10 protein-coding genes are annotated in these 15,966 nt (G+C 66.5%); 8 read left to right on the top strand and 2 right to left on the bottom strand.

Annotated elements, in window-relative coordinates:
• The first annotated feature begins 120 nt into the window (after window positions 1-120).
• The 7 genes from BJ6T_RS45925 (at window position 121) to BJ6T_RS25695 (ending at window position 11,540) form a co-directional block, all read left to right on the top strand.
• Window positions 121-363, top strand: coding sequence for a hypothetical protein (locus BJ6T_RS45925; RefSeq protein WP_141378505.1), 243 nt, complete (start codon window positions 121-123; stop codon window positions 361-363).
• Window positions 360-5,564 (top strand): alpha-2-macroglobulin family protein, encoded by a 5,205-nt coding sequence (locus BJ6T_RS25720; RefSeq protein WP_014495425.1) that lies wholly within the window; start codon window positions 360-362, stop codon window positions 5,562-5,564. Before BJ6T_RS45925 ends, BJ6T_RS25720 begins: the two co-directional genes overlap by 4 nt.
• Window positions 5,565-5,572: 8 nt before the next feature.
• Window positions 5,573-7,762, top strand: coding sequence for a penicillin-binding protein 1C (pbpC, locus tag BJ6T_RS25715; protein WP_014495424.1), 2,190 nt, complete (start codon window positions 5,573-5,575; stop codon window positions 7,760-7,762).
• Between the two features lie 50 nt (window positions 7,763-7,812).
• Window positions 7,813-9,555, top strand: coding sequence for an ArnT family glycosyltransferase (locus tag BJ6T_RS25710; RefSeq protein WP_014495423.1), 1,743 nt, complete (start codon window positions 7,813-7,815; stop codon window positions 9,553-9,555).
• Between the two features lies 1 nt (window position 9,556).
• On the top strand, window positions 9,557-10,402 hold the full coding sequence (locus tag BJ6T_RS25705) for a phosphatase PAP2 family protein (protein ID WP_014495422.1): 846 nt from the start codon (window positions 9,557-9,559) through the stop codon (window positions 10,400-10,402).
• A gap of 65 nt (window positions 10,403-10,467) precedes the next feature.
• Window positions 10,468-11,205, top strand: a complete 738-nt coding sequence (locus BJ6T_RS25700; protein WP_014495421.1) for a glycosyltransferase family 2 protein — start codon at window positions 10,468-10,470, stop codon at window positions 11,203-11,205.
• On the top strand, window positions 11,202-11,540 hold the full coding sequence (locus BJ6T_RS25695) for a lipid-A-disaccharide synthase N-terminal domain-containing protein (protein ID WP_014495420.1): 339 nt from the start codon (window positions 11,202-11,204) through the stop codon (window positions 11,538-11,540). The genes BJ6T_RS25700 and BJ6T_RS25695 overlap by 4 nt, the downstream gene beginning before the upstream one ends.
• Before the next feature lie 9 nt (window positions 11,541-11,549).
• Here BJ6T_RS25695 and BJ6T_RS25690 read toward each other — a convergent pair whose 3' ends face one another.
• Together BJ6T_RS25690 and metC are read right to left on the bottom strand one after the other, a co-directional pair.
• On the bottom strand, window positions 11,550-13,238 hold the full coding sequence (locus BJ6T_RS25690) for a Na/Pi cotransporter family protein (protein ID WP_014495419.1): 1,689 nt from the start codon (window positions 13,236-13,238) through the stop codon (window positions 11,550-11,552).
• A 133-nt stretch (window positions 13,239-13,371) separates the two neighbouring features.
• On the bottom strand, window positions 13,372-14,556 hold the full coding sequence (metC, locus tag BJ6T_RS25685) for a cystathionine beta-lyase (RefSeq protein WP_014495418.1): 1,185 nt from the start codon (window positions 14,554-14,556) through the stop codon (window positions 13,372-13,374).
• Window positions 14,557-14,948: 392 nt separating this feature from the next.
• On the opposite strand from metC, the gene BJ6T_RS25680 reads away from it, so the two are divergent.
• Complete coding sequence (locus tag BJ6T_RS25680; protein ID WP_014495417.1) at window positions 14,949-15,965, top strand: amino acid ABC transporter substrate-binding protein; 1,017 nt, start codon at window positions 14,949-14,951, stop codon at window positions 15,963-15,965.
• Window position 15,966: the final 1 nt, after the last annotated feature.

Genomic DNA, 15,966 nt, shown 5'->3' with positions numbered 1-15,966 from the left:
CGCCAAATATGAAAAATCCTCGCTCGCGCCAAGTCTGAACCGAACCGTTTTCCTCAACGCCGCGACTAAGCGGAACGGTGGGGTGTCAGGGTGCCGGGTTGAGCGGCAGCGGACTGGACGATGGATCACATCGCCGGGAACGCTGGCCAGCTTCCGGGACACGACCGCCGGTCGATCGGTCAGGTAGGGCTGCGCCATCAGGACGGCGTGCGCGGCGATATCTCGATCGGTCTCCTCAGGGCTTGCCTTGTCATGGCGAATGCGACGATTTGCACCTTTGGTTCCATCGCCTTGAGTCCGTCACCTTTCCGCGCATTTCATGCTCACGCGGCGTTCGCCGCGATTTCCGGGAGTCCATTATGATCGGTCTTGTTCGCGCCGTCACATTCTGCGCCACGCTGGCGCTCGGCCTTAGCGCTGCGCTGGCCGCCGACAAGGCGTTCAAGCGCGACGACCTCGCCGATTCCGCGATCAAGCTGGAGGCCCAGATCAAGAGCGAAGCGGGGCCGGTCGCCAAGACCAGCGCGACGCTGCGCATGGACGCCGACGCCGCCTTCCGGCGCAACGATCCCCGCACCGGGCTGTCGGTGCTCGGCCAGATCGCCGCGACCACGCCGGAGGATACCGGCAACTGGCTGCGGCTCGCCAAGGTGATCTTCCAGATCTCGCCGAAGAACTCGAGCGAGCAAACCTTCCTGCTGGAGCGGGCCTCGACCGCCGCCTACATCGCCTACCAGCGCGCCGGCAATGCGGGCGAGGAGGCGGATGCGCTCGCCGTGCTCGGCAAGTCGCTGGCCGAACGCAAGCTGTGGCGGCCGGCGCTGGATGCACTGCGGCTGTCGCTCGACATGCGCGAGGTCGCCGACGTCCGCGGCCAATACGAGAAGATGCGCGACGAGCACGGCTTCCGGCTGCTCGACTATACCGTGGATTCGGATTCGGCGAGCCCGCGCGCCTGCTTCCAGTTCTCGGAGGAGCTGGCCAAGCGCACCGATTTCGCGCCGTATCTCGCGCTGGCGGGCCAGGACAAGCCGGCGCTGTCGGCCGAAGGCAAGCAGCTCTGCGTCGACGGGCTGAAGCACGGCGAGCGCTACAACATCAATCTGCGCGCCGGCCTGCCGTCCACCGTGAAGGAGGGCCTGCCGAAATCGGCCGAGTTCAACGTCTATGTGCGCGACCGCAAGCCGTTCGTACGCTTCAACAGCCGCGCCTATGTGCTGCCGCGGACCGGCCAGCGCGGCATTCCCGTGGTCAGCGTCAACACGCCCGCCGTCAGCGTCAACGTCTTCCGGATCGGCGACCGCAACCTGATCAACACGGTGGTCGACAGCGATTTCCAGAAGACGCTGTCGCGCTACCAGCTCGCCGATCTCGGCGGCGAGCGCGGCGTCAAGGTCTGGACCGGCGAGCTCGCGACCGCGATGACGCTGAACCAGGACGTCACCACCGCATTCCCGGTCGACCAGGCGTTGGGCGAGCTTCAGCCCGGCGTCTATGTGATGACCGCCGCGGCCAAGGGGCCGGGCTCGGACGACGACTACCAGCTCGCGACGCAATGGTTCATCGTCTCCGACCTCGGGGTCACCGCCTATTCCGGCAATGACGGCATCCACGTCTTCGTCAATTCGCTGGCCTCGACCGACCCGGTCGGCAAGGCCGAGGTCCGGCTAGTCGCCCGCAACAACGAGATTTTGGCGACCCGCAAGACCGACGACAGCGGCCATGTGCTGTTCGAGGCGGGCCTTGCGCGCGGCGAGGGCGGCCTGTCGCCGGCGATGCTGACGGTCACGGGCGAGAAGGCCGACTATGCCTTCCTGAGCCTGAAGACCTCCGCTTTCGACCTGTCCGACCGCGGCGTTTCGGGCCGGGCGGTGCCATCGGGCGCCGATGCCTTCGTCTATGCCGAGCGCGGCGTCTATCGCTCCAGCGAGACCGTCTATCTCACCGCGCTCTTGCGCGACGGGCAGGGCAATGCCGTTGCCGGCGGGCCGCTGACGCTGGTGATCGAGCGCCCCGACGGCGTCGAATTCCGCCGCGCCGTGTTGGCCGACCAGGGCGCCGGCGGCCGTACGCTGTCCGTGCCGCTCAATTCGGCCGTCCCGACCGGAACCTGGCGGGTCCGCGCCTTCACCGATCCGAAGGGCTCGTCGGTCGGCGAAACCACCTTCATGGTCGAGGACTATGTCCCAGACAGGATCGAATTCGACCTGTCCGCCAAGGACAAGCTGATCAAAGCTAACGCTCCGGTGGAGCTTAAGGCGGATGGCCATTTCCTCTATGGCGCGCCGGCCTCCGGGCTCCAGCTCGAAGGCGACATGCTGGTCGCGCCCGCGAGCGAACGCCCGGGCTTTGCCGGCTACCAGTTCGGCGTCGCCGACGAGGAGACCACCTCGAACGAGCGCACGCCGCTGGAGAATTTGCCGGAGGCCGACGCCAATGGCGTTGCCACCTTCCCGGTGACGCTGGACAAGCAGCCTGTCTCGACGCGCCCGCAGGAGGCGCAGATCTTCGTTCGCATGGTCGAGACCGGCGGCCGTGCCGTCGAACGCAAGATCGTGCTGCCGGTCGCGCCCGCCAACGCCATGATCGGCATCAAGCCGCTGTTCGGCGACAAGAACGTCGCCGAGGGCGACAAGGCGGAGTTCGACGTCGTATTCGTCTCGCCCGAAGGTGAGAGGCTGCGCCGCGATGGCCTGCGCTACGAACTCCTGAAGATGGAGTCGCGCTACCAGTGGTACCGCCAGAACAATTACTGGGAGTACGAGCCGGTCAAATCGACTTCGCGCGTTTCCGACGGCGACGTGACGATCGCGGCCGACAAGCCGTCGCGGATTTCGCTCAGCCCGCAGCCCGGCCGCTACCGGCTCGATGTGAGGTCGAACGATGCCGACGGCCCGGTGACCTCGGTGCAGTTCGACGTCGGCTGGTATTCCGACGGCAGCGCCGACACGCCGGACCTGCTGGAGACCTCGATCGACAAGCCGCAATACGCCTCCGGCGACACCATGACGGTGTCGGTGAACGTCCGCAGCGCCGGCAAGCTCACCGTCAACGTGCTCGGCGACCGTCTGCTGACGACGCAGACCATCGACGTCAAGGAAGGTACCGCGCAGGTGAGGCTGCCGGTCGGCAAGGACTGGGGCACCGGCGCCTATGTGGTGGCGACGCTGCGCCGCCCGCTCGATGCGGCTGCGCAACGCATGCCGGGCCGGGCGATCGGCCTGAAATGGTTCGGCATCGACAAGCAGACCCGCACGCTCCAGGTGAAGCTGACGCCGCCGGGATTGATCCGGCCAAATGCGATGTTGAAGATCCCGGTCAAGCTCGACGGGCTCAATCCGGGTGAGGACGCCAAAATCGTCATCGCTGCGGTCGACGTGGGCATCCTCAACCTCACCAACTACAAGCCGCCGGCGCCGGACGATTACTATCTCGGCCAGCGCCGCCTGAGCGCGGAGATTCGCGATCTCTATGGGCAACTGATCGACGGCATGTCGGGCACCCGCGGACAGATCAAGTCCGGCGGCGATGCCGGCGCCGGCGAATTGCAGGGCTCTCCGCCCACGCAAAAGCCGCTCGCGCTCTACTCGGGCATCGTCACGGTCGCCGCCGACGGCACCGCCGAAGTGAGCTTCGATATCCCCGAGTTCGCCGGCACCGCGCGCGTGATGGCGGTGGCCTGGACCGCGACAAAGCTCGGCCGCGCCAACACGGATGTCGTGATCCGCGATCCCGTGGTGCTGACCACGACCTTGCCGCGCTTCCTGCTCAATGGCGACCACGGCACGGTCAATCTCGAGATCGACAATGTCGAGGGCCAGGCCGGCGACTACGTCATCAACGTGAAGACCGGCGGCCCGGTGAAGATGACCGGCAATCCCGCAACCACGGTCAAGCTGGCCGCCAAGCAGCGCAACGCGTTTACGCTCGCGATCGACGCGACCGCGGCGGGGCAGGCGACGCTCGACGTCGACATCAAGGGACCGAACGGGCTTGCGCTGGCGCGTCACTATGCGCTCGACGTCAAGGCGGCGACCCAGGTGCTGGCGCGGCGTTCGATCCGGACGCTGGCGAAGGGTGAAAGCCTGACGCTGACCTCGGACATGTTCTCCGATCTCGTCCCGGGCACCGGCAGCGTCTCGGTTTCGGCCAGCCTGTCGACGGCGCTCGACGCCGCAACGATCCTGAAGGCGCTCGACCGCTACCCCTATGGCTGCTCGGAACAGATCACGAGCCGTGCCTTGCCGTTGCTCTATGTCAACGAGCTCGCCGCCGGCGCGCATCTGGCCATGGACACCGAGGTCGACCAGCGCATCCGCGACGCCATCGAGCGGCTCCTGGCGCGCCAGGGCGCCAACGGCTCGTTCGGCCTGTGGTCGGCCGGAGGCGACGACGCCTGGCTCGACGCCTACGTGACGGACTTTCTCACCCGCGCCCGCGAAAAGGGCTTTGTGGTGCCGGACGTGCTGTTCAAGAACGCGCTCGACCGTATCCGCAACTCGGTCGTGACCGGCAACGAGCCCGAGAAGGACGGCGGGCGCGATCTCGCCTACGGCCTCTACGTGCTCGCACGCAATGGCGCGGCGCCGATCGGCGATCTCCGCTATCTCGCCGACACCAAGTTGAGCAACCTCGCGACCCCGATCGCGAAGTCGCAGCTTGCGGCGGCGCTCGCACTGGTTGGCGACCGCAACCGCGCAGAACGCGTCTACGGTGCCGCCCTCGACAGCCTCGCGCCGAAGCCGGTGCTGGAGTTCGGCCGTACCGACTACGGCTCGCAGCTGCGCGATGCCGCAGCGCTGGTCTCGCTCGCCAGCGAAGGCAACGCGCCGAAGGCGACGCTGACGCAGGCGGTGTCGCGGGTCGAGACCGCACGCGGTCTGACGCCCTACACCTCCACGCAGGAGAATGCGTGGTTGGTGCTGGCGGCGCGCGCGCTCGCCAAGGAGAACCTGTCGATGGAAGTCGACGGCCAGCCGGTCAAGACCGCGCTGTACCGCAGCTACAAGGCCGTGACGCTGGAGGGCAAGCCGCTGAAGATCACCAACACCGGCGATGCGCCGGTTCAGGCGGTGGTCTCGGTGTCGGGCTCGCCGGTCACGCCGGAGCCGGCTGCATCGAACGGCTTCAAGATCGAGCGCAATTACTTCACGCTCGACGGCAAGCCCGCCGACATCAGCAAGGTCAAGCAGAACCAGCGTTTCGCCGTGGTGCTGAAGATCACCGAGGCGAAGCCCGAGTACGGCCACATCATGGTGTCCGACTATCTGCCCGCGGGCCTCGAGATCGACAATCCGAAGCTGGTGTCGTCGGGCGACAGCGGCACGCTGGACTGGATCGAGGACGGCGAGGAGCCCGAGGATACCGAGTTCCGTGACGACCGCTTTACGGCGGCGGTCGATCGCGCCTCGGACTCCAAGTCGGTCTTCACCGTCGCCTACGTCGTGCGCGCGGTCTCGCCCGGCAAATACGTGCTGCCGCAGGCCTATGTCGAGGACATGTACAATCCCTCGCGCTACGGCCGGACCGGGACGGGTAACGTCGAGGTGCGGACGGCGAAGTGAGTGGTGAGATGAGCGAGGCCAATCAAGTATCTCGTCATTCCGGGGCGGTGCGAAGCGCCGACCCCGGAATCTCGAGATTCCGGGTCTGGTCCTTCGGACCATCCCGGAATGACGGCAGTGGAGCGAGCGGCGGAGGGCTTCGCGTCCTCTCAGCCGCTGCCGTTGCTTTCATCCTCGCCATCGTCGGCTTCGTCGCCTGGGTCTACTCGCTCGGCCCGCTCCCGCTCGACGAGGCGCGCCAAGTCTCCACCACGGTCGTCGATCGCAACGGAAAACTGCTGCGCGCCTATGCCATGGCGGACGGCCGCGGGCGGCTGCCGGTCGATGCCAGGGCCAACGTCGATCCGACCTACCTCAAGCTGCTGCTCGCCTATGAGGACCAGCGCTTCTACGCGCATAACGGTCTCGACCCGCTCGCTCTCGGGCGCGCCGCACTACAGCTCACCACGCGTGGCCACATCGTCTCGGGCGGCTCGACCATCTCGATGCAGCTGGCGCGGCTGATGGAGCCGCGGCGGCAGCGCTCGCTCTATGCCAAGCTGCGGCAGATCGTGCGGGCGATCGAGATCGAGCGCAGCATGAGCAAGGCCGAGATCCTGGACCTCTATCTCGCGCTGGCGCCCTATGGCGGCAATCTCGAAGGCATCCGCTCGGCCTCGATCGCCTATCTCGGCAAGGAGCCGAAGCGGCTCTCGCTGGCCGAGGCCGCGCTGCTGGTGGCGCTGCCGCAATCGCCGGAGACGCGCCGGCTCGATCGCTATCCCGAGGCTGCACGTAAAGCCCGCGACCGCGTGCTGGACCGGATGGTCGAGGAGAATGTGGTCAGCCCTGAGGACGCGAAGCAGGCCAAAGCCGTGCCCGTGCCAAAGCTGCGCAAGCCGATGCCGATCCTCGCGCCGCACGCCTCCGACACGGCGCTGTCGACGGTCAAGGATACGCCGGTCATCAAGCTGACGCTCGATGCCAATCTGCAGAAGGTGCTGGAGCCGCTGGCGCGCGACCGCGCCATTGCGCTCGGGCCCAACATCTCGGTCGGCATCATCGTGGTCGACAATGAGAGCGGCGACGTGCTCGCCCGCGTCGGATCGGCCGATTATTTCGACGAGATCCGGGCGGGGCAGGTCGACATGACCCGCGCCGTCCGTTCGCCGGGGTCGACGCTAAAGCCCTTCATCTATGGGCTCGCCTTCGAGGACGGCTTCGTCCACCCCGACAGTCTGATCGACGACCGGCCCGTCCGCTTTGGCTCCTACGCGCCGGAAAATTTCGACATGACGTTTCAGGGCACGGTGCCGGTGAAGAAGGCGCTGCAATTGTCGCTGAACGTTCCAGCGATCGTGCTGCTCGACCGCGTCGGCGCGAGTCGGCTGTCGTCGCGGCTGCGACAGGCCGGCGGCAATCTGGTCCTGCCCAAGGACGAGGCACCGGGGCTCGCGATGGGACTCGGCGGCGTCGGTGTGACGCTGCAGGACCTCACCCAGCTCTATACGGGTTTCGCCCGGCTCGGCACCACCATGCCGTTGCGCGACCTCATGACCGGCCGCGACGATCGGGAACCGTTGCGGCTGCTGGACCAGGTCGCGGCCTGGCAGGTCGGCAACGCGCTTCTGGGCACGCCGCCGCCCGAAAATGCCGCCCATAACCGCATCGCGTTCAAGACCGGCACCTCCTACGGCTATCGCGACGCATGGTCGGTCGGCTTCGACGGCCGCATGACCATCGGCGTCTGGGTCGGCCGGCCCGATGGTGCGCCGGTTCCCGGGCTGATCGGCCGCGTGGCCGCAGCCCCGATCCTGTTCGATGCCTTTGCCCGCACCGGCAAGACGCTGGTTCCGTTGCCGAAGCCGCCGAAGGGAACCCTGGTCGCCAGCAACGCCAAGTTGCCATTGCCGCTGAAACGGTTCCGCCCGGTCGGAGACCTGGTGCGGACCGGCAGCGAGCAGGCGCTACACATCCAGTTCCCGCTGAACGGCTCGCGGATCGATGTCGACCGTTCCGGCGGCGAGGGGAGCGCAGCCATGCCGGTGAAGGTCGCCGGCGGCGTCCTTCCCATGACCGTCATGGTTAATGGAACATCACTCGGCGAGATCGACGGGCGCCGCCAGCGCCTGATCGATCCGCCCGGTCCGGGCTTTGCGCGGCTGACCGTGATCGACGCCACTGGCGCCGCGGACACAGTTGTCATTCGAATTCAATGACCCCGCCTTAACCGGTTGTCGGAATGACGGTTTCAGCGTAAGCGGAACCAATGGCCGAGACCTATCCCAGCCCCCGTTTTGGAGCACCCCGCGAGCCGAAAGCGCCCGTAAATCCGGGCAGCCGGCTCGTGTCCATGCTCGACGTCGCCACGGCCAGCCACGCCCGCGCGGTCGGCTTCCTGCTGCTCTGCGCGCTGCTGCTATTCCTCCCGGGCTTCTTCACCATCCCGCCTGTTGACCGCGACGAGGCGCGCTTTGCGCAAGCGACCAAGCAGATGGTCGAGAGCGGCGAATATGTCGACATCCGTTTCCAGGAAGACGTCCGCTACAAGAAGCCGGTCGGCATCTACTGGTTGCAAGCGGCCGCGGTTGAAGCCGCATCCGCGCTCAAGCTGCCGAAGGCCGAATTGCGGATCTGGGTGTACCGGCTGCCGTCGCTGATCGGCGCCATCGGCGCCGTGCTGATGACCTATTGGGCCGCGCTCGGCTTCGTCACGCGGCGCGCGGCGGTGCTTGCCGCGCTCCTGATGTGCGCCTCCGTGCTGCTCGGCGTCGAGGCACGGCTGGCGAAGACCGATGCGATGCTGCTGTTCTGCGTGACCGCCGCGATGGGCGCGATGTCGCGTGCCTATCTGTCGTGGCAGCGCGCCGAGGATGAGACCCATCCGCCCTGGAGCTGGCCCGCGATCTTCTGGACCGCGCTCGCCGTCGGCATCCTCATCAAGGGTCCGCTGATCCTGATGTTCGCAGGCCTCACCATCGTCGCGCTCGCGATCCAGGACCGTGATGCCTCGTGGCTGTGGAAGCTGCGTCCGCTCTGGGGCCTGATGTGGATGCTGGTGCTGGTGCTGCCCTGGTTCGTCGCGATCTTCTGGCGCGCGGGCGATGCCTTCTTCGCCGATTCCGTCGGCGGCGACATGCTGAGCAAAATCGGCGCCCAGGAATCCCATGGCGCGCCGCCCGGACTGTACCTGGCGCTGTTCTGGATCACATTCTGGCCGGGCGCGCCGCTTGCGGCGATGGCGGCGCCGGCGGTGTGGCGGGCCCGGCGCGAGCCCGGCGCGCAGTTTCTGCTGGCCTGGCTGATCCCGTCCTGGATCGTGTTCGAGGCGGTGCTGACCAAGCTGCCGCATTACGTGCTGCCGCTGTATCCGGCGATCGCGATCCTCACCGTCGGTGCGCTGGAGCGCAACGTGCTGTCGCGCTCGTGGCTCGCGCGCGGCTCGGCCTGGTGGTTCGCGATTCCCGCTGCCGCTTCGATCATCGCCGTGGTCGGCTCGGTCATGCTGACGCGCCAACCGGCGTTCGTGGCCTGGCCGTTCATCGCGGCCTCGCTCATTTTCGGTCTGTTCGCTTGGTGGCTGTTCGACACCAATCGCGCCGAGCGCTCGCTGCTCAACGCACTGGTCGCAGCGCTGATGCTCGCGGTCGTGGTCTACGGCATCGTGCTGCCGTCGCTGACCCCGCTGTTTCCGAGCATCGAGATCGCACGCGCGCTTCGCAACGTCACCTGCGTCGGGCCGAAGGCGGCCGCCGCCGGCTATCACGAGCCGAGCCTCGTTTTCCTGACGGGCACGCAGACGCTGCTCACCGATGGCTCGGGCGCGGCGGATTTCCTGCGGCAGGGGAGCTGTCGCTTCGCGCTGATCGAGCAGCGCTCGGAGCGCAGCTTCGTGCAGCGCGCCGAGGCGATCGGGCTGCGCTACAAGGTCGGTACGCGCATCGACGGCTATAATTTCTCGCAAGGGCGCGCGATCTCGATCTCGATCTTCCGCTCCGAAGGCACTGAGTAGGATGCCGGCGCCAGCCGACATCACGCCGCGCCCGGGCTATCCCGCGCAATTGCTCGCCGTGTCGGGCCGTGCCCTGGCGCAGCTCGTCCGCACGCCTTCGCATTCGCGCCGCGCCGAAGCCGCGCGAAAGCTGGCGCGGCATTCGCTGTGGCTCAGCGCGGCCGGTGCGGCCTTGATTATCGTGCTGATGCTCGCGTTCGATCAGACCGAGATTCAGCTGATGCCCGCGCGCGGCACACCGAGCCTGTGGCCGATCCGCATCCTGACCGATTTCGGCAAGGACGAGTATGTGCTCTCGGTGCTCGGGGGGACGCTGGTGGTCCTGGCGCTCGTTGCAGCGGGATTGCGCGGCACCCGTCGCGGGCTGCTGCTCGGCCTCGGTACGCGGTTGCAGTACATGTTTCTGTCTGTTGCCCTGTCCGTGTTCGTTGTCGAGATCCTGAAATATCTCATCGGTCGCGGACGCCCGTTCGTGAGCGGCAAGGCCGATCCGTTCCACTTCATCCCGTTCGAGGGAACGGGGGCTTATGCCAGTCTGCCGTCGGGTCATGCGGTGACGGCGTTCGCGCTGGCGTTTGCGGTCTCGGCGCTGTGGCCGCGCCTGCGCGTGTTCATGTTCACTTACGCAATCGTGATCCTGCTGACCCGGCTGGTGCTGCTCGCGCATCATCCGAGCGATGTCGTCGCCGGCGCTCTGGTCGGCATCGTCGGCGCCATGGCGGTGCGCTACTGGTTCGCGGCCCGGAGGCTCGGCTTTGCCATCCGCGCCGACGGCACCATTGTGCCTCTCGCAGGGGCGGTCTCGGGCCGTCTCAAAAGGGTTGCCCACGGGGCATCCGCCCCATAAAAGCGGCTGCCTGCCGGGACCGCCGGTTCCCCGGGGCAGGCCAATTCCAACCACGAGCTTTCGATTTGTCGTCGTCCCAGCCTTCGGTTTCCATCGTCGTTCCCGTGCGCAACGAAGCCGACAACATCGCGCCGCTGATCGAGGAGATCGGCGCGGCGCTCGACGGCCGCTGGGCCTATGAAATCATCTACGTCAATGACGGCTCGACGGACGCGACCGGCGAACGGCTCGGCGCGGTCATGCAGCAGCGGGACAATCTCCGGCAGCTTCGCCATGCCAGATCAGGCGGCCAGTCGGCAGCAGTGCGCAGTGGCGTGCGCGCAGCGCGCGGCACGATCGTGGCGACGCTCGACGGCGACGGGCAGAACAATCCCGCCTTCCTGCCCGACCTGATCGCGGCAGTCGAGAAGGGGGCAGGGCGTGTCGGTCTCGCCGCCGGTCAGCGTGTCGGACGCAAGGACACCGGCTTCAAGAAATTCCAGTCGCGGGTGGCGAACGGCGTCCGCAATGCGATCCTGAAGGACGGAACGCGCGATACCGGTTGCGGCCTGAAGGCGTTCCGGCGCGACGTGTTCCTGATGATGCCCTATTTCGACGGGTTGCATCGCTTCCTGCCGGCGCTGGTGCGCCGCGAGGGCTACGACATCGCCTATGTCGACGTGATCGACCGGCCGCGCCATTCCGGCGTGTCAAACTATGGTTTCTTCGACCGGCTGTGGATCGGCATCATGGACCTCGTCGGCGTGTGGTGGCTGATCCGCCGCAAGAAGCCGACGCCAGATGTTACTGAGGTGAAGGCATGATCATCCAATACGGTCAGGCGTTGAGCAACTATCTCTACGACGTCTTCGTCGCCAAGTTCGATTTCTGGCTGGCGTTCGGCCTCGTCGCGCAGCTGTTCTTCACCGCGCGCTTCCTGGTGCAGTGGATCGCGAGCGAGCGCGCCGGCAACAGCGTGGTGCCGATGGCGTTCTGGTTCTGCTCGATGGGCGGCGGCCTGATGACGCTGGTCTACGGCGTCGTGAAGCGCGAGCCCGTCATCATCCTCGGACAGGCGCTCGCGACCATCATCTATGTCCGCAACATCATGCTGATCATCAAGAACCGCGGCCGCGCCTCGAAGACGCTGGAGCGCTGAGGCGCGCCGCTAGCGCGGCAATGCCGACGCCGCGCCGGAGGCGGGCAGGACGGTATCCGCCTCGCTCCTGCGATAAGGCTCGCCGGCGGCATCGAGCACGGGATAGGCGGCCGAGCAGATATGCGAGTGGATGCGGCGCAGGTCGCGCAGCACGTCCAGATGCAGCGAGGTGGTCTCGATGGTCTCGGGGCGGCCCTCGCGCAGGCGGTCGAGGTGGCGCTCGACGGCGGCGAGCTCGGTGTTCTTCAGCGTGGTCTTCTCCACCAGCAGCTTGCGCGCTTCGTTGGCATCGCCCGACATGAAGACGCCGAAGGCGATCCGCAGCGAGTCCATCGTGCGCTTGTGGAACGCGGCGAGCTCCTCGGCGCCCTCGGCCGAGAACTGGAAGCGGCGCTTGATCTTCTTGGTCGCGAGCTCGCTCAGGCTCTTGTCGATGATGTCGCCGATATGCTCGAGGTTGATGGCGAAGGAGATGATCTCCATCGCGCGCCGCCCCTCGCTCTCGTCGAGGCTGCCCCGCATCAGCTTCGTCACATAGAGCTTGATGGCCTCGTCGAGGCTGTCGACGACATTGTCCATCTTCGTGACCTGGTCGACCAGTGCGCGGTCGCCGGTCATCATCGCCGCCATCACCTTGCGCAGCATGACCTCGACGAGGTCGCCCATGCGCAAGGTCTCGCGCGCGGCGTCGGCGAGCGCCAGTGACGGCGTCTCCAGCGCGCTCTCGTCGAGATAGCGCGGCCGGGCCGGATCGTCTTCCCGGACGCGATCAGGCAGCAGCCGGGTCAGGAGCCGGGACATGATGTCGAGCAGGCCGATGAAGATGACGGCCGTGCCCACGTTGAAGGCGATGTGGAAGGCCGCCGTCATCCTGGCGAGATCGGGCTGCCAAGCGTGCATGTGCTCGGCGATCCCACCCAGGAACGGCAGCACCAGCGCGATCCCGATCACGCGGTTGACGAGATTGCCGAGCGGCAGGCGGTAGCTCGCGGGATCGTCGCGCCGGGCGCCCTCGAACATGGGGTTGATGGCGCTGCCGAGATTGGCCCCCAACACCAGCGCAAGCGCTGCGTAAGGCGTGATGAACTGCGAATAGGCCAGCGACATGATCAGCAGCACACTGGCGACGCTCGAATGCACCGCCCAGGTGACGAGCGCGGCGATGACGATGCAGAGCACGGGATCGCCCGTGATCGCCGACATCATGACGCGAACTCCCGGCGCGTTCTCCGCCGGAGCTAGCGTGTCGAGCAGGATGTGCAGCGACAGCAGCATCAAGCCGAGGCCGATGAAGACGCGGCCGATATCCTTGATTCGCGACCGTGGGCCGGAGCGGAAGGCGACGAGCCCGAGCACGAACAGGACAGGCGCAACGGCTGCGATGTTGAACGACAGCACCTGCACGATCAGCGTCGTGCCGACATTGGCCCCCAACATGATGGCGAGCGCGGCGGCCAGGCTGACGAGGCCTTCTGCCGCGAATGAGCTGGTGATCAGCGCCGTCGCCGTGCTGCTCTGGAGCAGCGCGGTGAGGCCAAGCCCGGCGGCGAACGCGTTGAATCGGTTGCCGAGCGCCTTGCCGAGCAGCCGCCGCAGGTCCGGGCCGAAGGCGCGCAGAATCCCGCTGTGGACCATGTGCAGGCCCCACAGCAACAGCGCCACGCCGCCCATCAGATCGAGCAGAACCAACGTTCCCATGCTCCGCGTCCGGATTGGAGTCGATTGGTGAGGCTAGCGCCAAACGTCAGCGGTTCAAACCCTTTGTTGGCGCGTCGGCGTTAACGTTTGCGTCCGTTGCTCGTTCCCGCGCCGCGATGCCTTGTGAGCAGGCTCACATTGCCGCCTTGAGGGCAGCGAAGCCGCGATCGAGATCGGACTTGAGATCGTCGACGCTTTCGAGCCCGATGTGCAGTCGCAGGGTCGGGCCGCCCGGCGACCACTTCGTGGCGGTACGATAGGCGTCGCAATCGAAGGGAATCACAAGGCTCTCGAAGCCGCCCCAGGAGAAGCCCATGCCGAACAGCTTGAGCGTGTTGAGCATGGTGTCGACGGCCTTCTGCGGCGCCGGCTTCAACACGATGCTGAACAGGCCCGACGCGCCCGTGAAATCGCGCTTCCAGATCCCATGGCCGGGATCGGTTTCGAGCGCCGGATGCAGCACGCGCGCGACCTCGGGGCGGGCCGCGAGCCAGCGCGCCATGTCGAGCCCCGAGCGATGATGCTGCGCCAATCGCACCGACAGCGTGCGCAGGCCGCGCAGCGCGAGGAAGACGTCGTCAGGGCCGGCGCAGACGCCGAGCAGGCGGATGCCTTCGGCAATCTGCGGCCAGGCCTTGGCGTTGGCCGAGATGGTGCCGAACATGATGTCGGAATGGCCGCCGATATATTTGGTGGCGGCCTGCATGCTGATGTCGACGCCCTGGTCGAGCGAGCGATGATAGAGCGGCGTCGCCCAGGTGTTGTCGTCGATGACGAGCGCGTCGCGCGCATGCGCGACCTCGGCGATGGCGCGGATATCAGGCATCTCGAACGACTGCGAGCCCGGCGCCTCCACCAGCACCGCGCGGGTGTTGGGCTTGAACAGCTTGTCGATGCCCGCGCCGATCAGCGGATCGAAATAGGTGGTTTCGATGCCAAGGCGCGCGAGCATACCGTTGCAGAAATTGCGCGAGGGCCGATAGACGTTGTCGCAGACGAGCAGATGGTCGCCGGTCTTCAGCACCGAGAGCAGGGTGGTGGAGATCGCCGACAGGCCTGACGGCACGATGCCGACGCCGGCGCATTGCGGCCCCTCCAGTGCCATCAGCGTCTCCTGGAACGCCCTGGTGGTGGGGGTGCCGTGGCGGCCGTACTGGAACTCGCCGCGATGGGCGTGCAGGTCCTCGGCGGTCGGATAGAGCACGGTCGAACCGTGAAACACCGGCGGATTGACGAACCCCTTCTGCGCCTTGGTGTCGCGGCCGGAGGTCACCAGCCGGGTCTCGGCGTGCTGTTGGGAGGGGTGCGAGGAATCCATGCGTCTGCTTTCAAAACCGCGTTTCCACCGGGCGCGCCGCGCCCGCGGGCCGGCCGAAGGCCGCTGCCGTTAATAACAGAACACAGAAGAGTCCCGTCAACCCCTTGACCCGGCACGCCAGTCGTTCTGAGATGCGCGGGTGCTATTCAGTCGCCGCATGTTGAGGGGCTGCCGCGACCTTCGATCCACGTCTGACCGGACCTTGCGTCACAGCCATAACGGCGGGCGCTTGCGGCGGGGATTAAGGTATGGCCTCCCGGGATGGGCGAGTGTTCGGCAAGGTTTTCCAGCATGACTCTTGCAAGGCTGGTCTTGATGCGGCTAGCCCTGGCGGAGACGATCCCAAAGACGCCATTCCTGACCTTGAGACGACTTTGAAAGGCCTTCAGCCCATGAAACGCGTAACCCTGGCTCTCACCCTCGCTCTCGCCGCCGGCCTCTCCGCCCAGGCCGCCGATGCGCAAACGCTCAAGACCATCAAGGACCGGGGCATGCTGTCCTGCGGCGTCAGCCAGGGCCTGCCCGGCTTCTCCTCGCCCGACGACAAGGGCAACTGGACCGGGCTTGACGTCGACCTCTGCCGCGCGATCGCCGGCGCGATCTTCAACGATGCGACCAAGGTCAAGTACGTGCCGTTGTCCGCCAAGGATCGTTTCACGGCACTGCAATCCGGCGAAATCGACGTGCTCTCGCGCAACACCACCTGGACCATCTCGCGCGACACCTCGCTCGGCGCCAACTTCACCGGCGTGACCTATTATGACGGGCAGGGCTTCATGGTGAAGAAGTCGCTCAAGGTGAATTCGGCGCTCGAGCTCAACAGCGCCTCGGTCTGTGTCCAGACCGGCACCACCACCGAGCAGAACCTCGCCGACTACTTCAAGGCCAACAACATGAAGTACGAGGTGATCGCGTTCGGCACCAACGACGAGACCGTCAAGGCCTATGAAGCCGGTCGCTGCGACGTCTTCACCACCGACCAGTCGGGCCTGTACGCCAACCGCCTCAAGCTTGCCAATCCCAACGACCATATGGTGCTCCCCGAAATCATCTCGAAGGAGCCGCTCGGGCCGATGGTGCGCCACGGCGACGACCAGTGGTTCGACATCGTGAAATGGACGCTGTTCGCCCTGGTCACCACCGAAGAGCTCGGCGTGACCTCGAAGAACGTCGACGAGAAGGCGAAACTGGAAAATCCGGAGCTGAAGCGCGTGCTCGGCAGCGACGGCAATTTCGGCGAACAGCTCGGCCTGACCAAGGACTGGGTGGTGCGGATCGTGAAGGCCGTCGGCAATTACGGCGAGGTGTTCGACCGCAACGTCGGTGCCGGTTCGCCGCTCGGCATCAACCGTGGCCTCAACAATCTCTGGAACAAGGGCGGTCTTCAGTACGCGCCGCCGATCCGCTGAT

Origin of the sequence: Bradyrhizobium japonicum USDA 6, from assembly GCF_000284375.1 — a bacterium.
Lineage (GTDB): Bacteria > Pseudomonadota > Alphaproteobacteria > Rhizobiales > Xanthobacteraceae > Bradyrhizobium > Bradyrhizobium japonicum.
This window is presented reverse-complemented; position numbering and strand designations above follow the sequence as displayed.